Raw genomic sequence first — 20,774 nt, 5'->3', positions numbered from 1 at the left:
AGTGTTGCTCTCTAACCAAAAGGAGCGACAGATGAACAAGCAAAAAGGATTTACGCTAATTGAGCTCATGGTGGTGATAGGCATCATCGCCATTCTGAGCGCCATCGGCATTCCTGGATATCAAAACTACCTTCGTAAAGCAGCATTGACCGATATGCTGCAAACCTTCCTGCCCTATCGTACCGCCGTCGAACTTTGTGCCATCGAGCGTGGAGGGATCTCCGGTTGCAATGCCGGCAGTAACGGCATCGCTGAAACCAAAACGACGCGCTACATCAGTTCAATGAGCGTTGCCAGCGGGATTGTGACGCTCAACGGCCAGGAATCCCTGAACGGGCTGGCGGTTACGTTCACCCCTCAGTGGAGCGACGCTAACGGCGTAACCGGCTGGACAAGGGTCTGCAGTGCTGAAAACGGATCGCCGCTGAAACAAGCCTGTGAAGATGTATTCCGCTTTAACGAAACGCAAGCGAGGGCTGGTAAATGAGCACAAAAGAACAGCTTAACTCCCTATGCCAGCACTACAACGCCATACTGATAGAGGAAACGCCTGACGCGGTACGAATTGCTGCGGTTGAAGCCCCAAACGAGCAAATGTACGAGGCGCTCCGCTTTCTTTGCGATAAACACATTGATGTAGAGATCTGGCCCATTGAACGGCTCGAGAAATGGCAAACGCTGGAGCCCTCTCAACCTTCGAAGCACGACCGCAGCAGTTCAGTGGTCGCACTTTTGAATACAACACTTGCCGCCGCCGTACAGCAGCGTGCATCCGATATCCATTTTGAGCCCTTCGAAAATGCCTATCGAATTCGGCTTCGCATTGATGGCGTGCTGCAATGTCAACCGCTACTGCCTCAGGCAATGGCAGCGTCCGTTACTTCAAGGCTCAAAATTCTGGCTAACCTGGATATCGCGGAAAAGCGGCTGCCTCAGGACGGACAAATGGACTACCTCACCGAGGAGGTGAAAGCGTCATTTCGCGTCTCGACGCTGCCTTGCCGATACGGCGAGAAGGTCGTTTTACGGCTTCTTCAGCAGGGCAAACAGCATATGGACATTCATTCTCTGGGGATGTCAGAGGATGAAAAAAAACAACTTCAGCAATCACTCCAGGCCCCGCAGGGGATGATTCTGGTAACCGGTCCTACAGGGAGCGGAAAAACTATTACGCTGTATAGCGCCCTGGCGGCGCTTAACCAACCGGGTATCAACGTCTGCAGCGTAGAAGATCCAATAGAAATTCCTCAGGAAGGGCTGAATCAGACGCAGATAAACCCTAAGGCTGGTCTCACCTTTCAGCACGTCCTGCGCGCATTACTGAGGCAGGATCCAGACGTCATTATGGTCGGTGAAATCAGGGATGGTGAAACAGCAGAAATTGCCATCAAAGCTGCCCAGACCGGGCACCTGGTTTTATCGACATTACACACCAACTCCACCGTTGAAACGCTTGTCCGTCTGGAGCAAATGGCCATTCCTCGCTGGATGATCGCGTCTGCCTTGAATATCATCGTGGCTCAAAGGCTGGTGAGAAAGCTTTGCCCTCACTGCAAGACACACCACGAACCAGCCATAACATTACCTGGACACATTTGGCCTTCCGCGCTGCCCAATTGGCATCCGACAGGATGTGAACGTTGCTACGGAGGATATTATGGGCGCACAGCGTTATTTGAAATCCTGCCGCTATCCGCCGCTCTAAGACAAGCCATCACGCAAGGCGAATCCGCTAGTAACATTGAAAGGCTCGCCAGAGAGCAAGGGATGAGTACGCTTTTCGAAAATGGCTGCGTTGCCGTAGCACAAGGCCATACGACGCTGGAAGAGGTTTACCGCGTGCTAGGTGTGCCACATGCCTAAACCTCTGCTTTGGCGATGGGAAGCCATAGACCACGAAGGCCAATTAAAAAATGGTGAATCGCTTGCCGGCGAGCGCGCTTCTCTTGAGCAGGAGCTTGCTCAGCAGCAGCTTCAGCTCCTGTCCGTAAAAAAATCATCGCTGTCAGGAAGATCCTGTTGGCATATTCAGCACAAAATTGACTTTGTCCGGCAACTTGCAGCGCTGATCCATGCAGGTATCGCCTTAACTGACGCACTGTTGCTCATAGCCCGACAGCATCCCAAACCTGCATGGTCGGCATTATTACAGCACATAGAACGACAGGTAGCGCAGGGCATACCGTTTTCCGAAGCGCTTAAGCAATGGCCCCATATCTTCCCACCTCTGTTTATTGCATTACTGCATACCGGAGAGCTGACGGGAAGGCTTGCAGAGTGTTGCCAGCGGCTGGCAGAACAACAAGAACAACACTACCAACTCAGCAAAAAGGTCGTAAAAGCCCTGCGTTATCCGCTCTTTATTTTGATTGTTGCACTGCTGGTGACCGCAGGCATGGTTGGGTTTGTTCTACCTGAGTTTGCCAATATCTATCGTTCTTTTAACGCGCCTCTGCCCGCGCTCACCCAGGCCGTTATGAGTATTTCAGAGTGGGCAACGTCTCAAGGAGGATGGTGGGTTTTAACCGCTATGCTCTTAGCCGTTATAGGTTGGTGGCTTCGCCGCACCCAACCCGTCATTCGAGAAAAAGAACAATTACTGCTGTTAAAAATACCGGTCATTGCTCCCTTGAGGCGAGGCCAGCTACTCAGCCAGATATTTACCGTACTAACGCTGTCTCAGCACTCTGGCGTCCCCCTGTTACAGGGTCTTGAAGCGGTTGAAAAAACGCTGACCCAGACGTTCTGGCAACGGCAAATTACTGATGTACGCAATCGGGTTTCCGAGGGAAAGCCCCTATGGCAGGCGTTGGAGCAGTCGGGGTATTTCACACCACTTTGCCAACAGTTGGTTCGAATTGGTGAAGAATCCGGTTCTCTGGATCTGATGCTTGAGCGCCTGGCGCGCTGGCATTATGAGAAAACGCAGGAGCTGGCTGAAAATCTTGCCGCCACGCTGGAGCCAGTCATGATGCTGGTCATTGGCTTGATCATTGGCACGCTGGTGATAGCCATGTATCTACCTATTTTCCAGATGGGGGATGCCATGGGAGGAGGAGGATGACGCAGGCTGAGCTGCGTCATCGATGCTCATCAGAGGCTATTGAAAACGCGGTTTTCCTGTTCCGCTACGCGGATGAAAGTTGTGCGTTTAGTCAGCTCTTTAAGGCGAGAGGCACCTACATAGGTACAGGCAGAACGCAGGCCACCAAGGATATCGCGAGCGGTATTTTCCACCGGCCCTCGCAGAGGCAGCTTAACGGTTTTTCCTTCCGCAGCGCGGTACTGCGCAACACCGCCTACGTGGCGGGTCATGGCAGACTCGGAGCTCATGCCGTAGAACAACATAAACTTCTCGCCATCCTGCTCAACAACGGTACCACCGCTTTCTTCATGCCCTGCCAGCATACCGCCCAGCATAACGAAGTCAGCCCCACCACCAAAAGCTTTAGCCACATCGCCCGGCACAGTACAGCCGCCGTCGCTGACGATCTGGCCTCCTAAGCCGTGAGCTGCATCAGCACATTCAATGACGGCGGAAAGCTGAGGATACCCCACGCCGGTTTTAACGCGCGTGGTGCATACAGAGCCTGGTCCAATGCCCACTTTCACGATATCGGCCCCGGACAGAATCAATTCTTCACACATTTCACCGGTAACCACGTTACCCGCGCAGATAACTTTATCAGGCCAAGCTTCGCGGGCTTTGCTGACGAACTGGGTGAAGTGCTCAGAGTAGCCGTTCGCAACGTCGATGCAGATAAATTTCAGTGCAGGAGTCAGAGCCAAAATCTGCTTAGTTTTGGCAAAATCTGCATCAGACGTGCCGGTTGAGACCATGATATGGCGCAGCAGGTTTTCAGGCACGGAACGAATAAAGTTGCTCCACTCTTCTACAGAGTAGTGTTTGTGCACGGCGGTAAGAATATCGAATGAGGCCAGCGCCTGCGCCATCGCGAAAGTGCCTACGGTGTCCATATTCGCAGCAATAATAGGGACGCCAGACCACGTGATACCGGAATGCTTGAATGTGAATTGACGTTCCAGCTCAACGTCTGAACGGCTTTTGAGGGTGGAGCGTTTTGGGCGGATTAAAACGTCTTTAAAACCTAACTTCAAATCTTCTTCAATACGCATGATGCAGATCCCTGGGTCGAATGGCGATGAACGCGATCGGCGGTAGGCTCTTCATTACTCAAGACAGAGAACAACGGCAAGCCCGGAACCCAGATATACAGAAATCAGACGCTGGGGTGAGCAAGCACGGAAAACGTACCTGTGGCTTAAAGTAAAACGAGCAAACAACAGCCAACTCCAGTGACGCTATCATACGCAGTAATAATGACTCCGCAAGACTGCGAAAACCGACTTTTTTACGCTACAATCGTTTAAATTTACCTGGTAAACGGTAAAAAGCCCGCAGACGGCGAATACTCGATTTTTACGTGATACAAAATCACCTAAAATCACGCTACTAAAGACTTTTTATCTTATTGATAAATATAGCATCAGGATCGGTTATTTATGGTTTACACGGTTGCACTTACGGGCGGCATTGGCAGTGGTAAAAGTACCATCGCCGAAGCCTTTTCCCGCGCTGGAGTCACCGTCATAGATGCAGATGTAATTGCCCGTCAGGTTGTTGAGCCAGGCCAACGTGCGTTAGCTCTCATTTCTCAACATTTTGGTCCAAAGATCCTTCTGGAAGATGGTTCTTTAAACCGTCGAGCGTTGAGAGAAACGATCTTCAGCTCCCCGCAGCAAAAGCAATGGGTTAATAGCCTGCTACATCCTATTATCCAGCAGCAAACTCGTGATGAGATTGCCCGTGCTACCTCACCTTACGTGTTGTGGGTAGTCCCTCTGCTGGTAGAAAACAATCTGCAACAAAAGGCAGACCGGATTTTAGTGGTGGATGTTTCCCCCGAGACCCAGATTGCGCGTACTATGCTGCGGGACAATGTTTCCCGCGAACACGCCCAGCAGATTCTGGACGCTCAGGCGTCCCGGGAAGCTCGCCTCGCCGTGGCAGATGATGTAATTAATAATGACGGCAGTCCCCAGGACGTTGTCGTGCATGTTGACCGCCTGCATCGCCAGTACCTGAAACTGGCTAGTCTGGCCGCACAACAGGAAGCAGAATGATGAACACTCAGGTTCTTTTCGAACACCCATTGAATGAGAAAATGCGCACATGGCTGCGTATTGAGTTTTTGATCCAACAGATGCAGTCAGCACTTCCTATCAATGACAGCGCAAAGGCGCTGCATTTTTTTCGTAACGTCGGTGACTTACTGGATGTGTTTGAAAGGGGCGAAATTCGCACCGATATTCTCAAAGAGATAAGCCGTCAGCAGCGTAAACTGCTGAGCTGGTCAGAAGTCCCGGGGGTTGATATGCAGCGCATCGACTCGCTGCGAAGCCAGTTGGAGAGCTGCGGCAGCGTGTTAATGGCCGCGCCGCGCATTGGGCAAATACTGCGAGAAGATCGCCTTATTGCGCTGGTACGCCAGCGGCTTAGCATCCCTGGCGGCTGCTGTAGCTTCGACCTGCCTACCCTGCACATTTGGCTTTATCTGCCGCAGGAACAACGCGATGCTCAGGTTCACTTTTGGCTAAACAGTCTTGAGCCGGTGAAACAGTCGCTCGATCTTCTGCTGGACATCATCCGCAATTCTGCGCCGTTTCGTAAACAAACCAGCCTCAATGGATTCTACCAGGACAATGGCGACGATGCCGATCTGCTTCGTCTTCATCTCACCCTCGGCGATCAGCTTTATCCACAGATTTCCGGCCACAAAAGCCGCTTTGCGATTCGTTTTATGCCGCTGGATTCAGAGAATGGCCTGGTCCCTGAACGTCTCGACTTTGAGCTGGCCTGCTGCTAAGGAAAAAACATGAACGAAGAAACTATCGTTAATTGTCCTGGCTGCGGCAAAGCGGTTATCTGGAACGAAAGCAGCCCATACCGACCATTTTGCAGCAAGCGCTGCCAGCTTATCGACTTGGGCGAGTGGGCCGCTGAGGAAAAACGAATTCCAAGCAGCGGCGACCTCTCTGAAAGCGAAGGCTGGAGTGAAGAACAGGAACGCTAATCGTTTAGCAGCTTTAAAATGACGGGCTCATTGGCTGGCGGAAACTCGTCGGCGATGAGTTCTCCTTGAGCAACCCAACGCCCGGGCTGCCCTTCTTTGCCCCAAGGCTCACCTTCCCAATTTTCTATCAGATAGAACCACAGGGAAATATGACGATCCGGGAACTGATACTCCAGGGTTTCAAACAGGCTGGCACTTTGCACCACAATACCGGTTTCTTCCTTTAATTCCCGAATAACGGCCTGTTCCGGGGATTCACCTGCCTCAATCTTCCCGCCGGGAAATTCCCATTTGTTCGCCATATGCGCATCGGCTGCGCGCTGCGTGATAAAAATTTCACCCTGTTGATTACGGATAATACCGACAGCGATGTGCAGTTGCTTCATATTCTCAAACTCCATGCGTAAAAAAGGCGCAGCAAGCTGCGCCTTTTCGATTTTGTCAGACCTTAGCTCAGACGGCCATGGCACTGTTTATATTTTTTGCCGGAACCACATGGGCAAGGATCGTTTCGACCCACTTTACGATCGCCTGTTTCTGCTGCAAGCGCCTGTGCAGCCTGAGTTTCGTCATCCACATGGCTAAGTTGCTGCATACGTGCCAGGCGTTCAGCCTCTTCGCGACGCTGTTGTTCCATCGCTTCAACTTCTTCCGGCAGGCGTACCTGGACTTTGCTCAGGGTGCTGATCACTTCATATTTCAGTGATTCCAGCATCGCAGCAAACATAGAGAAGGATTCACGCTTGTATTCCTGCTTCGGATCTTTCTGCGCATAACCGCGCAGGTGGATCCCCTGACGCAGGTAATCCATTGCCGCCAGGTGCTCTTTCCACAGGGAATCCAGCGTTTGCAGCATCACGCCTTTTTCGAAATGGCGCATCATTTCTGCACCCACGACTTCTTCTTTACGCTGATAAAGCTCAGTCGCCGTCTGCAGAATACGCTCACGCAGCGTTTCTTCATGCAGCTCAGGTTCTTTATCCAGCCACTCTTTGATCGGCATCTCGAGATCAAAGTCGTTTTTCAGGCGTTCTTCCAGACCTTCTACATCCCACATTTCTTCCAGAGACTGAGGCGGAATATGCGCATCGATGGTGACTTTGAAGACGTCTTCACGAATGCTGGCGATGGTTTCGCTAACGTCGGTAACGTCGAGCAGCTCATTACGCTGGGTATAAATAGCTCGGCGCTGATCGTTTGCGACGTCATCGTATTCCAGCAGCTGCTTACGAATATCAAAGTTACGGCTCTCGACTTTACGCTGTGCGTTGGCAATCGCCTTGGTTACCCAAGGGTGTTCAATGGCCTCGCCCGGCTTCATACCCAGTTTACGCATCATATTGGATACGCGATCTGAGGCGAAGATACGCATCAGGGCATCTTCCATCGACAGGTAGAAGCGGGAAGAACCGGCATCACCCTGACGGCCAGAACGGCCACGCAGCTGGTTATCGATACGGCGGGATTCATGACGCTCGGTGCCGATGATATGCAGACCACCTGAAGCCAGTACCGCATCGTGGCGAACTTTCCAGTCCGCTTTGATCTGAGCAATTTGCTCTGGCGTTGGCTCATCCAGCTCAGCAATCTCTTCCTGCCAGCTCCCACCCAACACGATATCCGTACCACGACCCGCCATGTTAGTCGCGATGGTTACCGCGGCTGGATAACCCGCCTGAGCAACGATAGCCGCTTCGTTGGCGTGGAACTTGGCGTTCAGAACATTGTGTTTGATACCGGCCTTGGTCAACTCATTGGAAACCACTTCAGATTTCTCAATGGAGATAGTCCCCACCAGCACAGGCTGACCGTTCGCGGTACGCTCTTTAATGTCTTCGATAATCGCGCCAATTTTATCCAGTTCGGTCATGTAGACCAGATCCGGCATATCTTTACGGATCATTGGGCGGTTGGTCGGCACAACGATGGTGTCGAGCTTATAAATAGAGCTAAATTCAAACGCTTCGGTGTCTGCAGTACCGGTCATCCCTGCCAGCTTCTCGTAAAGACGGAAGTAGTTCTGGAAGGTGATAGACGCCAACGTCTGGTTTTCATTCTGAATTTCGACGCCTTCTTTTGCTTCAACGGCCTGGTGAAGACCATCTGACCAACGACGCCCCTGCATAGTACGGCCCGTGTGTTCATCAACGATGATGACTTCGCCATCTTTAACGATGTAGTCAACGTCGCGGGTGAACAGCGCATGGGCGCGAAGTGCCGCGGTCACATGATGCATCAGCATGATGTTGGCTGGTGAGTACAGCGACTCGCCCTCTTCCATCATTCCTTCTTGCACAAGCAGCTCTTCAATCAGCACCAGACCACGTTCGGTCAGGTTAACCTGGCGAGATTTTTCATCCACAGAGAAGTGGCCTTCACCCTGGAAGGTGTCGGAGTCTTCTTTTTCCTGACGCATCAGGTGCGGAATGATTTTGTTCACGCGTTTGTAAAGCTCAGAGCTGTCTTCCGCTGGGCCGGAGATGATCAGCGGCGTACGCGCTTCGTCGATCAGGATGGAGTCAACTTCATCCACCAGCGCATAGTGAAGCTTGCGCTGCACTCGCTCTTCAGGGCTGAAAGCCATATTGTCGCGGAGGTAGTCGAAACCGTATTCGTTGTTGGTACCGTAGGTGATGTCTGCTGCGTAAGCTTCACGCTTAGCTGGCGCTGGCATGCCTGGCAGGTTAATACCTACGCTCAGGCCCAAGTATTCAAACAGAGGACGGTTGTTTTCGGCGTCACGCTGGGCCAGATAGTCGTTCACGGTAACAACGTGCACGCCTTTGCCGCTAAGTGCATTTAGATAAGCTGGCAGCGTTGCCGTCAGGGTTTTACCTTCACCAGTACGCATTTCCGCGATGCAGCGATCGTTCAGGACCATACCGCCCAACAGCTGCACGTCGAAGTGACGCATGCCGAAGACACGCTTACTTGCTTCACGAACAACGGCGAAAGCTTCGGGGATCAGGTTTTCCAGCACTTCACCTTTTTCCAGACGCGCGCGGAACTCACCGGTTTTAGCCTTCAGCTCATCATCCGTGAGCTTTTCCATCTGCGGTTCCATGCTGTTGATCACGGAAACCACTTTGCGCATACGGCGCAGTGTACGATCGTTACGACTACCGAAAACTTTAGTTAATAATTTGATTAGCATAATAAATTCTCAAACGCCTGCCGTCAGTACGGTCAATAAATTGTTGTTAGTTTGGAAGATGAATTAGCTGAGGCAAAGCGGGCCTGCGCGGATGCCCTGTACCTGACGGATCCACGCCACGGTACTGAAAACGTCTCCTACAGGAGATGACCTAAACGCAGTCTGGCGAACAATAACGGGAGGTTTACTTTCCTGCGTTAACAACGCGCTAAGCGTGTCCAGCAGGGCAAGATGCTGTGCCTGAAGCGGCACGCTTTCCTGTGCCACAGGCAAAGCCTGAGGTGCCATAGCAAAGGAAAGATGACGGATAACGGTGCGGATTGCATGCTGGTGCCAATAGTCCACACTAAAGGAAGGACGACGAGTGCTTTCTTGCAGTTGAACAAGGCTATCGAAACGCAGCTGACGCGACGAATCGTGGCGGCTGGCGGAAGCTTCAGCGGGCACGCCGGTTTCTGTGTTACCGTTGAGTGCAGGCATGCCAAAACTCGCCGCGACCATCCCCAACAGGAGATGCGGCCAGAAATAACGTCTGCCAAATTGTCGCCAACGATTTAGAATACCAATCACTTTTTCCGCCGGAGCTTAATGTATGCGCGACAGTCGCCCGCAATCTTTAGAAAATCTGTTTGACGAAGCCGGTCAGGAAAGCATGCTACAGAACGTGCAGCAACGTGCCGTCGCTCTGCTGCGTCTTAACCGGGCAGTGAAAGGCATTTTGCCTGCTCCACTGCATCCCTGGTGCCGGGTGGCCAACTTCCGTCAGGGCATTCTCGTCCTTGAAACCGCAAATGCCAGCTGGCTGATGCGCTTACGCTATGAACAAGCCACGCTGCTGAGTGCATTACGCGCCCAAATCTTACCATCATTGACATCAATCGACATCAGGATTAATCCTTCACTGGCGGTAAAAGGGCAGGAATTTGTTCAAGAAAACACCACTCAGACAGAGACTGGGAAATACGAGGTGAATCGTCAACTGAGTAAGCAGAGTGCAGAAGTGTTGAGAGAGGTGGCTAAACGTAGCCCGGAGAAATTAAGAGCAACAATAGAACGACTGGCTTCACTGGCCGGAGAGGGTACCAGCAAAACCAGTCGTAATCGCTAATTTAAGCGTTACGCGAGCACCAGTTTAGGTGCTTTAAACGCCAGCGGAAGTTCGGCTTCGTCTTCGAAGGTCGCCCATTCCCAGGCTTCCTGTTTAGCCAAAACAGCCTGCAGCAGTTTGTTGTTCAGAGCATGACCAGACTTATAGGCGGTAAACGCACCGATAATGTTGTGGCCACACATGAACAGATCACCGATAGCATCCAGCATTTTGTGACGAACGAATTCATCTTCAAAACGCAAGCCGTCTTCGTTCAATACGCGATAATCGTCAACAACGATGGCACAATCGAAGCTGCCGCCCAGGCACAGGCCGCGGGACTGCAGATATTCGATATCACGCATAAAACCGAAGGTACGCGCACGGCTAATCTGACGCATAAATGCTTCAGCAGAGAAGTTCATGGTGTAGCGCTGGGTGCTTGCATCAATCGCCGGATGGTTGAAGTCGATGGTAAAGTCCAACGAGAAACCATTAAACGGTGACATTTCAGCCCATTTATCGCCATCTTCCACGCGAACCGTCTCTTTCAGACGTATAAATTTCTTGGCCGAGTTCAGTTCGTCAATCCCTGCATCAAGCAGCAGATAGACAAACGGCGCCGCACTGCCGTCCATAATAGGGATTTCTGGCGCATCGACTTCAACAATAATGTTGTCGATACCCAGCCCTGCCAGGGCAGCGTTGAGGTGCTCTACGGTAGAAATCCGTACATCATGCTCGTTGACCAGACAAGTACAGAGCATGGTATCCCGCACGGATTTGGCATCAGCCGGAAAATCTACCGGAGGATTCAAGTCGGTGCGACGATAGATGACCCCGGTATTTGCCGGCGCAGGGCGCAGCGTCAGTGTGACTTTCTTGCCGGTATGTAAACCGACGCCAGTCGCCTGAACGATACGTTTAAGTGTCCTTTGTTTGATCATCGTATAATCCCGCCAAATTACTAAGCTAGCCGAGAGTGTATATCACTAACGGCAGGCCAGTTTAGCACAAAGAGCGAATATTCCCAACTTCCGGTTTATTCTTAATCAGCTTGCTTACGCAGGAACGCTGGAATATCCAGATAATCAGGCTCTTTCGCCGTCTGCGGTGTATTGTCGTTAACCACTTTAGCGGCCGGCTTTTGCTCTTGCGTCAGCGGAGCCATACCGTGCTGCTGGTAGCGATCCATCACTGGCTGCTGTACCTGCTTGTTAGTCACCAGGGTAATCTCAGGACGTTTGTCCATGCCGATCCCAGTAGCAACAACAGTTACGCGCAGTTCGTCGTTCATCTCTGGATCCAGAGAAGTACCGATAACCACAGTTGCGTTGTCAGATGCGAACGCACGAATAGTGTTACCCACGGTTTCGAACTCATCCAGACGCAGGTCGAAGCCAGCGGTGATGTTAACCAACACGCCACGAGCGCCAGACAGGTCGATATCTTCCAGCAGCGGGCTGGAGATAGCCATTTCTGCCGCTTCTTCAGCACGGTCTTCGCCGCTGGCAACGCCAGAGCCCATCATGGCATAGCCCATTTCGGACATAACCGTACGCACGTCCGCGAAGTCAACGTTCATAAGGCCCGGACGAGTAATCAGCTCGGCAATACCCTGCACGGCGCCTTTCAGTACGTCGTTTGCTGCACCAAATGCGTCAAGCAGAGAAATGCCGCGCCCCAGCACTTTCAGCAGCTTGTCATTCGGGATAGTGATCAAGGAGTCAACGTGCTTAGACAGCTCGGCGATACCCTGCTCCGCGAAAGCCATACGCTTCTTGCCTTCAAAGTTGAAAGGCTTAGTCACGACGGCAACGGTCAGGATACCCAAATCTTTAGCTACTTCGGCAACAACAGGAGCAGCACCCGTACCGGTACCACCGCCCATACCAGCAGCGATGAACACCATGTCTGCCCCGTCCAGTGCAGCTCGTAAAGCTTCGCGGTCTTCTTCCGCAGCGTTACGACCCACTTCTGGATTTGCACCTGCACCCAGACCTTTAGTGATCCCATTACCGATCTGGATCGTCTGGCCGACAGCGGTTTTACGCAGTGCCTGAGCGTCAGTGTTAACCGCAAAGAATTCAACGCCTTCGATGCGTTCACGCACCATGTGTTCAACGGCGTTACCGCCGCCGCCACCGACGCCGATGACTTTAATCACCGCGTCGTTGGTCAGTTCCATAGGTTCAAACATAGTTTCTCTCCGTTTTGTGCCTGTCGCCTGAGACCGCTAATTGTCTCCGGTCTCTTATAAAAATTAAAATTCTTTTCTCAGCCAGCTGTTCAGTCGCTTAAACCATGAGCCAACAGAGGTCCTTTTTTCCACTTCTGCTTCACCACTGAGATGTGACTCTTTCCCGTAGTGCAGCAACCCTACTGCGGTCGAGTAATACGACTCCTGGGCATAATCAGTAAGGCCAGTAATATTCAACGGCTGACCGATACGCACCTGCGTATGGAACACACGCTGAGCACAGGCTGCCAGGCCTTCAATTTGTGCCGCGCCGCCGGTTAACACAATCCCCGCCGCCAGATGATGTTTCACACCCTGCTGGCGAAGCTGTTCCTGTAACTGCAAAATCTCTTCATTGACCAGGTTGAGCAGCTCGGTGTAACGAGGCTCAATCACTTCAGCCAGCGTCTGACGCTGAAGACTGCGTGGTGGGCGTCCACCCACGCTCGGAACCTCAACGTTCTCGTCTTTGCCGACGATAGATCCCAGGGCACAACCATGGCGAACTTTAATAGCCTCAGCATCGCTCGGTGGCGTTCCGAACGCATAGGCGATATCGCTGGTAACCACGTTCCCTGCATAAGGGATAACTTTGGTGTGACGCAGCGCACCACCGGTATACACCGCCATATCCATGGTACCACCGCCGATGTCCACAACACAGACACCCAGCTCGCGTTCATCTTCAGTCAGTACCGCGTAGCTTGCGGCCAGACCGGCGAAAATTAATTGGTCAACTTTCAAACCACAACGTTCAACCGCTTTAACGATGTTTTTCGCCATATCGTTATGGCAGGTAATCAGATGCACTTTCGCCTGCATACGGACGCCGGACAAGCCTACCGGATTTTTGATCCCTTCCTGGTAATCAATAGCGTATTCCTGTGGAATAACATGCAGAACGCGGTGTTCATCGCGAACACGCACTGATTTTGCCGTATGCACCACATTTTCAACATCTTCCTGCGTCACTTCCTCTTCCGAAATCGGCACCATGCCTATCTCGTTTTGGCAGCTGATATGCTTGCCGGACAGCGCCAGGTAAACCGAAGATATCTGGCAGTCTGCCATCAATTCAGCCTGGTCAATCGCCCGTTGAACGCATTTAACCACCGACTCGAGGTCGTTTACTCCGCCTTTGTCCATACCACGCGAAGGGCAACTGCCCACGCCAATAATATTGACCATACCGTCGGGCAGAACTTCCCCTACTAAAGCGGCAACCTTCGCGGTGCCAATCTCCAGTCCAACTACCAGTTTTCTGTCCGTCGCCTTGATCATCGTTGTTCTGCCTGTGCCTGATTCTGTTGCTGATTCGGATTAGGTACCGGAGGAGGAAGTGCCTCCCAACCTACCGCGGCGCCTGAATCGTATCGCAGGTCGACATAACTGATCCGTTTGTTATCAGCCTGCGCCTGCTGCTGCAGAACCGGGTACAGTTCTACAAAACGATCCAGACGTTTCATCGTGTCGCCCCGACCAAGGTTGAGCTTAATTCCGTTATTCAGCGTCAACTGCCAGGAGCGACGAGCGGTCATAGCCGCTTGTTTCAACGTAAATTTATCCTTTGCCAGCACCACGCCCATGTCACGGTAACCTTGCAGAACTTCGTTTTCGCTGCCTTCCGGGCCGGAAAGCATCGGCAAAGTCTGCTTGCTGGTGCGTTCTGCTGGTACGCTGAAGGAATTTCCCTCTGCGTCAACCATATGCTGGTCATTCCAACGTGCTATCGGCACATATTCAACCAGATGAATCTTCAATTCGTCCGGCCACTGCTTTCTAACGCTTGCCTGCTTGATCCAGGGCAACCGTTCTATCTGCTGTTGGATGATATTCACATCCTGGGTCATAAAAGTACCCGGAGGCCCCAGGGCCAGAATAGACTGGCGTATATCATCATTACGTGTGTAGTGCCGCTCCCCGGTTACCACCAGCCTGGAGAGTGGTAAACGCTGGGCATCTTCCATCCAGCCCACCACAATCCAACCGCCGATAAACACGCTCAACAATACCGCGCCCAGGAAAATCATCCCTGCCAGACGGGAGCCGTTGCTGCGCCGAGCGCTGGCATTTTCCTCGGCACGATTACGCGCATTCAGTGCAGCCTGCGACATATCAGTCCGCCAGTTCCAAAATACGTACAACCAATTGTGAGAAGCTCATTCCCGCCTGGCGAGCCGCCATCGGCACCAGGCTGTGGCTGGTCATCCCCGGAGAAGTGTTCACTTCTAACAGGTAAAACTGACCATCGCTATCCAGCATCACATCGACCCGGCCCCAGCCGCTACAGCCGAGAATCTGCCAGGCCTGCAGAACTAATGCCTGCAATTCCTGCTCTCTTTGTTCAATTAATCCACCGGGGCAGAAATATTGAGTTTCATCAGAGAGATACTTCGCTTCATAATCATAGAAGGTTCCAGCGGGTTGGATGCGAATAGACGGTAAAATTTCCTCGCCTAAAATCGCAACCGTATATTCCGGGCCACTCAACCATTTTTCAATCAGCACTTCTTCGTCATGCTCGAAGGCCAGCTCAAGCGCGGCTGGCAGCACATCTACGCTGTCCACCTTAGACATACCTACGCTGGAACCTTCACGGCTCGGCTTGACGATAACCGGTAAACCTAATGCAGTAACACGCTCAACCAGCGCCGCGCTCAGGCCAGCTGCAAAATCCTGACGGTTGACGGCAACCCATGGTGCAACGGGTAAACCTGCCCCCTGCCACAGCAGTTTGCTGCGCAGCTTATCCATCGTTATCGCCGAAGCCATAACGCCGCTGCCGGTATAAGGCAGTTGAAGGAACTCCAACAGCCCTTGCAAAGTCCCGTCTTCACCACCGCGACCGTGCAGCGCGATAAAAACCTTGTCAAACCCCTGAGCCTTCAGCTCGAGTACAGACTCGCTTTGTGGATCAAAAGCATGTGCATCAATACCCGCTTCTTTTAATCCCGCCAGCACCGCGCTGCCGGATTGCAGAGAGACCTCGCGCTCGGCAGAGGTTCCTCCCAGAAGAACGGCGATCTTATCAGCCATGACGCCCTTCCTCTTTAGTTTGAGGCTGCAATTTGATTTCAGCCAGGTTTCGGGCGATTTTGCCGATATTCCCGGCACCTTGAACGAGGATCAAATCATTTCCCGTCAACACAGGAGCTAAAATTTCCGCCACTTCCGCATGATCGGAAACTAAAATAGGGTCAACTTTGCCACGGCCGCGAATGGTGCGGCATAAAGAACGGCTATCCGCACCAGGAATGGGTGCTTCACCTGCAGGATAAACTTCCAGCATCACCAGGGAGTCAACCTGGGACAGCACCCCAGCAAAGTCATCATACAAATCACGCGTACGCGTATAGCGGTGTGGCTGGAAAATCATCACCAGATTTTTATCCGGCCAGCCTGCGCGCGCCGCCTTAATGGTGGCATCCACTTCCGTCGGGTGGTGGCCATAGTCGTCCACCAGCATAGCGGTGCCCGCTTTGCCGTTTACCGGTGCCAGCGGATATTCGCCCAAGAAATCGAAACGGCGCCCCGTTCCCTGGAAGCTTTCGAGCGCACGCAAAATAGCGTCGTCTTCGATGCCCTCTTCTGTCGCCACGGCAACCGCGGCAGCCGCATTCAGCGCGTTATGGCGACCTGGCGCATTCAGCACCACATGCATCTCAGGCTTGTCCTGACGCACAATGGTGAAAAAGCCCTGAGCGCCCTTTTGCTGATAATTTTCAACGCGTACATCCGCGTCGTCGCTAAAGCCATATGTGGTGATTTGACGACCCACGCGCGGCAGAAGCTCACGAATCACCGGATCGTCTACGCACATCACCGCACGTCCATAAAACGGCAAGTTGTGCAGGAAATTAATAAACGTCTGCTTTAAATTTTCGAAGTCGCCCTGGTAAGTATCCATATGATCGGCTTCGATATTGGTCACAATAGAGACCATCGGCTGCAGGTGCAGGAACGAAGCATCGCTTTCGTCAGCCTCTGCAATCAGGTAGCGACTGTTGCCCAAGCGGGCATGGACACCTGCGGCTTTCACCAGACCACCATTTACAAACGTTGGATCCAGGCCCGCTTCGGCATAAATGCTCGATACCATCGCCGTTGTCGTGGTTTTGCCATGCGTTCCCGCAATCGCAATGCCGTGACGGAAACGCATCAATTCAGCCAGCATTTCAGCACGACGGATGACTGGAATACGCGCTTCGTGGGCAGCAACAATTTCTGGGTTATCCGCAGAAATTGCCGTAGAAACAACAACCACGCTTGCATCGCGCACATTTTCAGGGCGATGGTTGAAATAAATCGTGGCACCCAGTGCCGACAACTGCTGCGTGACCGGGTTCGGCGCCAAATCGGAACCGCTGATCTGGTAACCTTCGTTAGCCAATACTTCAGCAATACCGCCCATACCGGCGCCGCCGATGCCAACAAAGTGAATGTGCCGGACGCGACGCATCTCAGGCACAATTGAACGCAGTTTCGCCAGTTGTTGTGTATTCATTCTCTAAACCTGCAAGCGGCATGCCGCCATTACATCAAATTTACGGGCGACAATTTGCCACCCACAAGTATTACGCGCGCGCTGCGGCGCTGACTTCGTTTGCTACACGTTCAGTTGCATCAGGAATGGAGGCAGCGCGCGCTCGCTCGGCCATTGCCAGCAGCGTTGCTCTGTCCCATCCGGCCAGGGTACGGGTAACGGCATCCACGGTAAACTGCGGTTGCTCCAGTATTTTCGCGGCGCCCGCTTTTTCCAGCGGCAGCGCATTCCAGTACTGCTGCCGATCTTTGTGCTGGAAAGGAACGAACAAGGCTGGTAACCCTGCTGCCGCGATTTCACTCACGGTTAACGCCCCGGAGCGACAAACCACAACATCAGCCCATTCGTAGGCTGCTGCCATATCATCAATAAACTCGGTGACCTTGTGCTGAGGCTGCCCTGCTTCAGCGTAAGCCTGCTGCACAACCGCCTGACCACCCTTTCCGGTTTGGTGCCAGACAGTCACGGATTCACCTAAACGCCCCGCGACCTGCGGCATGGTTTGGTTCAACACTCGAGCGCCCTGAGAACCGCCGACAACCAGCACGCGAACCGGACCTTCTCTTCCGGCAAAACGCTCTTGCGGCAGCGGTAAAGCAAGCACATCTGTCCGCACCGGATTGCCAACAACGTCCGCTTCAGGGAATGCACCGGGAAAGGCTTGCATTACCTTGGTGGCGATCTTTGCCAACCATTTATTCGTCAGACCGGCAATGCCGTTCTGTTCATGCAAGACAACCGGAATGCCAAGAGACCAGGCAGCCAGACCACCGGGTCCGGAAACATACCCGCCCATGCCCAGCACAACATCCGGCTTCCAAGCTTTCATGATGGCGCGAGCCTGGCGCCACGCGTTAAAAATACGTACAGGAGCCATCAACAAGGCCTTTGCGCCTTTGCCGCGCAGGCCAGAAATGCGAATAAAATCGATCTCAATCCCGTTTTTCGGCACCAGATCGGCTTCCATACGGTCCGCAGTACCAAGCCAGCGAATATCCCATCCTTCCGCCCGAAGGTGATGGGCAACGGCCAGGCCTGGGAAAACATGCCCACCTGTACCACCCGCCATCACCATCAATCGCTTCGCTTTGCCCGTCATTTGGCACTCCGTGTAAACGCCTGAGCCTTAGCCAGACGCGTTTCATAATCTATTCTCAACAACAGCATGATTGCCGTGGACATAATCAACAGGCTGGAACCGCCGTAACTAATAAGCGGCAGCGTCAGGCCTTTCGTGGGCAACATCCCCGCCGCAGCGCCAACGTTAACCAGCGCCTGGAAGCTAAACCAGATCCCGATAGAACACGCCAGGAAACCGGAGAAACGCTGATCCAATTCCAGCGCGCGCTTGCCGATGGACATCGCGCGAAAAGCGACGAAGAATACCATCAAAAGTGCAAGCACCACACCGATATATCCCAGCTCCTCGCCGATGATCGAGAAGATAAAGTCAGTGTGCGCTTCAGGCAGATATTCCAGCTTCTGAACCGAGTTCCCAAGCCCTTGTCCCCACAATTCACCGCGCCCAAAAGCCATCAGTGATTGCGTTAACTGGTAGCCGCTGCCGAATGGATCTTCCCACGGGTTCCAGAACGACGTTACGCGGCGAATACGGTAAGGTTCGGCGAGGATCAGCAGGATAACTGCCGAGATCCCCATCCCGATGATCGCGATAAACTGCCACAGCTTTGCTCCTGCGAGGAACAACATCGCCAGCGTAGTGACAAACAGCACAACTACGGTACCAAGGTCAGGCTGGGCTAGCAGCAGAACGGCCATCACCAGAATCACGCCCATTGGCTTCAGGAAGCCGCGCAGGTTATTTCGAACTTCATCCACCTTGCGCACAAGGTAGTTGGCGAGATAACAGAACAGTGACAGCTTGGAAAACTCTGCGGGCTGAATACGCAGCGGGCCGAAAGCAATCCAGCGCGATGCCCCATTAACCGAGCTACCGACGACCAGTACAATTAGCAGCATCACGATCGAAGCCAGCAGCATGGCCGTGCTGTGACGCTGCCAGAAATCCATCGGCAAGCGCAGCGTCACCATCGCCAGCACAAACGCGACGATGATGTAGAGCCCGTCGCGTTTGGCAAACAGGAATGGATCGTTTGCCAGGCGCTGGCCTACCGGCATCGACGCCGAGGTCACCATAATAAAACCGATCGCAGCAAGGCCGAAGGTCAGCCAAAGCAGTGTGCGGTCATACAGTACCATGCTGTTGGCGTCGGCCTCACGGGAGCCCATTACCCACCCTTTTAACGCCGAAGCGACCCAGGCCAGGATACCAAACCCTGGAATACGGGGGACGCGAAGGCGAGGGAGAGATAAACGCATCAGCCTAGCTCCTTCGCTAATTGAGTAAACATGTCGCCGCGTTGTTCAAAGTTTTTAAACTGATCGAGACTCGCGCAGGCTGGAGAGAGCAGCACCATATCGCCAGATTCTACACGGGCCGCGGCAAGCTTCATCGCCTGCTCCATGGTTTCTGTACGCTCGGCAATATCCGGGCGTAACTCAGCCAGTTCAGCACCGTCACGACCAAAGCAGTAAAGGCGTACGCGATCACCCTGCAGGTAGCGAGCTAAAGGTGAGAAGTCGGCAGACTTGCCGTCACCGCCTAACAAAAGATGCAGAGTTCCTTCAACGTGCAGACCGTTTAACGCAGCTTCAGTACTGCCGACGTTGGTGGCTTTAGAGTCATTAATCCAGCGAACGCCATTCCGTTCCCAGGCCAGTTGGAAGCGATGAGCCAGGCCAGTATAGGTGGTCAACGCTTTCAGGCTGCTGGAACGAGGCAGATTCACCGCATCCGCCAGCGCCAGCGCTGCCAGCGCGTTAGTATAGTTATGCTGCCCAACCAGTTTCATTTCTTTGGTGTTGAGGATTTTCTCCCCTTTCACCCGCAGCCAGGTGTCACCCTGCTGACGATTAAGATGATAATCGCCGACGTCCACACCGAAGCTGATACAGCGCTCGTCCGCGCCGCGTACTGGCATCGTTAACGCGTCATCTGCGTTGACCACGCAAACTTTGGCATTTTCATAGATGCTCAGTTTTGCCGCACGATATTGCTGCATCCCGAACGGATAGCGATCCATATGATCTTCTGTCACGTTCAGAACGGTCGCCGCCGCAGCCTTCAGGCTATGGGTGGTTTCCAACTGGAAGCTTGATAGCTCAAGAACATAAAGCTCGCAGCCTTTGTCCAGCAGCATCAACGCCGGCAGACCAATATTTCCGCCAACGCCCACGTTCACACCCGCGGCTTTCGCCATCTCTCCCACCAGGGTGGTGACGGTACTTTTCCCGTTGGAGCCGGTAATCGCGACAATCGGCGCCTGGGCCTCTCGGCAAAACAGCTCTATATCACCAATAACCTCGACCCCGGCATCCACCGCCGCACTCAAGGCTGGAGTTGCCAGCGCCACGCCAGGGCTGGCAATAATCAAATCCGCCGCCAGCAACCAGTCCTCATTCAGCGAACCGGTATGACGATCAACGTTCTCAGGCAGCTTATCAAGACCAGGAGGGGAGATACGGGAATCCATTACCCGTGGCGTAATGCCGCGCGCAATAAAGAAATCCACGCAGGACAGGCCCGTCAGGCCCAGTCCAATGATGACAACATTTTTATCCTGGTAATCTGCCAT

At 53.0% G+C, this 20,774-nt stretch carries 20 protein-coding genes; 7 read left to right on the top strand and 13 right to left on the bottom strand.

The window, feature by feature from the left end; translation table 11 throughout:
• Nucleotides 1-31 precede the first annotated feature (31 nt).
• Genes ppdD through hofC form a run of 3 tightly spaced genes read left to right on the top strand, consistent with a single transcriptional unit; the run spans nucleotide 32 to nucleotide 3,064 of the window.
• Entirely contained in the window at nucleotides 32-487 is a 456-nt protein-coding gene (gene ppdD, locus ACR6JA_RS09265) for a prepilin peptidase-dependent pilin (protein ID WP_494493938.1), read from the top strand.
• A complete protein-coding gene (gene gspE / locus ACR6JA_RS09260; RefSeq protein WP_494493937.1) occupies nucleotides 484-1,863 on the top strand; it encodes a type II secretion system protein GspE in 1,380 nt (459 codons plus the stop codon). Before ppdD ends, gspE begins: the two co-directional genes overlap by 4 nt.
• On the top strand, nucleotides 1,856-3,064 hold the full coding sequence (gene hofC, locus ACR6JA_RS09255; RefSeq protein ID WP_494493936.1) for a protein transport protein HofC: 1,209 nt from the start codon (nucleotides 1,856-1,858) through the stop codon (nucleotides 3,062-3,064). Before gspE ends, hofC begins: the two co-directional genes overlap by 8 nt.
• 29 nt (nucleotides 3,065-3,093) lie before the next feature.
• Here the strand turns inward: hofC and ACR6JA_RS09250 are convergent, their stop codons facing one another.
• A complete protein-coding gene (locus tag ACR6JA_RS09250) occupies nucleotides 3,094-4,137 on the bottom strand; it encodes a GMP reductase (protein ID WP_008461816.1) in 1,044 nt (347 codons plus the stop codon).
• 387 nt (nucleotides 4,138-4,524) lie between these two features.
• Between ACR6JA_RS09250 and coaE the strand changes: the two genes are divergently transcribed.
• The 3 genes from coaE to yacG are packed head-to-tail and all read left to right on the top strand — an operon-like array spanning nucleotide 4,525 to nucleotide 6,095.
• Complete coding sequence (gene coaE, locus ACR6JA_RS09245; protein ID WP_494493935.1) at nucleotides 4,525-5,145, top strand: dephospho-CoA kinase; 621 nt, start codon at nucleotides 4,525-4,527, stop codon at nucleotides 5,143-5,145.
• The gene (gene zapD / locus ACR6JA_RS09240; protein ID WP_008461814.1) at nucleotides 5,145-5,888 is read left to right on the top strand and encodes a cell division protein ZapD; all 744 of its coding nucleotides are present in this window, start codon (nucleotides 5,145-5,147) and stop codon (nucleotides 5,886-5,888) included. The genes coaE and zapD overlap by 1 nt, the downstream gene beginning before the upstream one ends.
• A gap of 9 nt (nucleotides 5,889-5,897) precedes the next feature.
• On the top strand, nucleotides 5,898-6,095 hold the full coding sequence (gene yacG / locus ACR6JA_RS09235) for a DNA gyrase inhibitor YacG (RefSeq protein WP_008461812.1): 198 nt from the start codon (nucleotides 5,898-5,900) through the stop codon (nucleotides 6,093-6,095).
• Here yacG and mutT read toward each other — a convergent pair.
• The 3 genes from mutT to secM form a co-directional block, all read right to left on the bottom strand.
• On the bottom strand, nucleotides 6,092-6,481 hold the full coding sequence (mutT, locus tag ACR6JA_RS09230; protein WP_494493934.1) for an 8-oxo-dGTP diphosphatase MutT: 390 nt from the start codon (nucleotides 6,479-6,481) through the stop codon (nucleotides 6,092-6,094). The two genes, yacG and mutT, sit on opposite strands and share 4 nt — an antisense overlap.
• 62 nt (nucleotides 6,482-6,543) lie before the next feature.
• A complete protein-coding gene (secA, locus tag ACR6JA_RS09225; protein WP_494493933.1) occupies nucleotides 6,544-9,249 on the bottom strand; it encodes a preprotein translocase subunit SecA in 2,706 nt (901 codons plus the stop codon).
• A 63-nt stretch (nucleotides 9,250-9,312) separates the two neighbouring features.
• Nucleotides 9,313-9,819, bottom strand: a complete 507-nt coding sequence (secM, locus tag ACR6JA_RS09220) for a secA translation cis-regulator SecM (protein WP_494493932.1) — start codon at nucleotides 9,817-9,819, stop codon at nucleotides 9,313-9,315.
• 22 nt (nucleotides 9,820-9,841) lie between these two features.
• Here secM and ACR6JA_RS09215 point away from each other — a divergent pair, with 22 nt between their 5' ends.
• Nucleotides 9,842-10,357, top strand: coding sequence for a DUF721 domain-containing protein (locus ACR6JA_RS09215; RefSeq protein WP_213715144.1), 516 nt, complete (start codon nucleotides 9,842-9,844; stop codon nucleotides 10,355-10,357).
• 8 nt (nucleotides 10,358-10,365) lie between these two features.
• Here ACR6JA_RS09215 and lpxC read toward each other — a convergent pair whose 3' ends face one another.
• The 9 genes from lpxC to murD all read right to left on the bottom strand — a co-directional run bounded on the left by lpxC (nucleotide 10,366) and on the right by murD (nucleotide 20,774).
• Nucleotides 10,366-11,283: a UDP-3-O-acyl-N-acetylglucosamine deacetylase gene (gene lpxC / locus ACR6JA_RS09210; protein WP_085541415.1), complete on the bottom strand. Its 918-nt coding sequence runs from the start codon at nucleotides 11,281-11,283 to the stop codon at nucleotides 10,366-10,368.
• 101 nt (nucleotides 11,284-11,384) lie between these two features.
• On the bottom strand, nucleotides 11,385-12,536 hold the full coding sequence (gene ftsZ / locus ACR6JA_RS09205; RefSeq protein ID WP_008461800.1) for a cell division protein FtsZ: 1,152 nt from the start codon (nucleotides 12,534-12,536) through the stop codon (nucleotides 11,385-11,387).
• A 63-nt stretch (nucleotides 12,537-12,599) separates the two neighbouring features.
• Nucleotides 12,600-13,856 carry a cell division protein FtsA gene (gene ftsA / locus ACR6JA_RS09200; protein WP_008461798.1) on the bottom strand — a complete coding sequence of 419 codons (1,257 nt, stop codon included), beginning with the start codon at nucleotides 13,854-13,856 and terminating at the stop codon, nucleotides 12,600-12,602.
• Nucleotides 13,853-14,689 (bottom strand): cell division protein FtsQ, encoded by an 837-nt coding sequence (gene ftsQ / locus ACR6JA_RS09195; RefSeq protein ID WP_008461795.1) that lies wholly within the window; start codon nucleotides 14,687-14,689, stop codon nucleotides 13,853-13,855. The genes ftsA and ftsQ overlap by 4 nt, the downstream gene beginning before the upstream one ends.
• Nucleotide 14,690: 1 nt before the next feature.
• On the bottom strand, nucleotides 14,691-15,611 hold the full coding sequence (locus ACR6JA_RS09190) for a D-alanine--D-alanine ligase (RefSeq protein WP_008461794.1): 921 nt from the start codon (nucleotides 15,609-15,611) through the stop codon (nucleotides 14,691-14,693).
• Nucleotides 15,604-17,079, bottom strand: a complete 1,476-nt coding sequence (murC, locus tag ACR6JA_RS09185; protein WP_039300422.1) for a UDP-N-acetylmuramate--L-alanine ligase — start codon at nucleotides 17,077-17,079, stop codon at nucleotides 15,604-15,606. The genes ACR6JA_RS09190 and murC overlap by 8 nt, the downstream gene beginning before the upstream one ends.
• A gap of 70 nt (nucleotides 17,080-17,149) precedes the next feature.
• Nucleotides 17,150-18,217: an undecaprenyldiphospho-muramoylpentapeptide beta-N-acetylglucosaminyltransferase gene (murG, locus tag ACR6JA_RS09180; protein ID WP_494493931.1), complete on the bottom strand. Its 1,068-nt coding sequence runs from the start codon at nucleotides 18,215-18,217 to the stop codon at nucleotides 17,150-17,152.
• The gene (ftsW, locus tag ACR6JA_RS09175; protein WP_045781354.1) at nucleotides 18,214-19,458 is read right to left on the bottom strand and encodes a cell division protein FtsW; all 1,245 of its coding nucleotides are present in this window, start codon (nucleotides 19,456-19,458) and stop codon (nucleotides 18,214-18,216) included. The genes murG and ftsW overlap by 4 nt, the downstream gene beginning before the upstream one ends.
• The gene (gene murD, locus ACR6JA_RS09170; RefSeq protein WP_494493930.1) at nucleotides 19,458-20,774 is read right to left on the bottom strand and encodes a UDP-N-acetylmuramoyl-L-alanine--D-glutamate ligase; all 1,317 of its coding nucleotides are present in this window, start codon (nucleotides 20,772-20,774) and stop codon (nucleotides 19,458-19,460) included. The genes ftsW and murD overlap by 1 nt, the downstream gene beginning before the upstream one ends.

The organism is Cedecea sp. B1(4) (genome assembly GCF_059414925.1).
The sequence above is the reverse complement of the archived record's forward strand: the minus strand, read 5'-3'. Positions and strand labels throughout refer to the sequence as shown.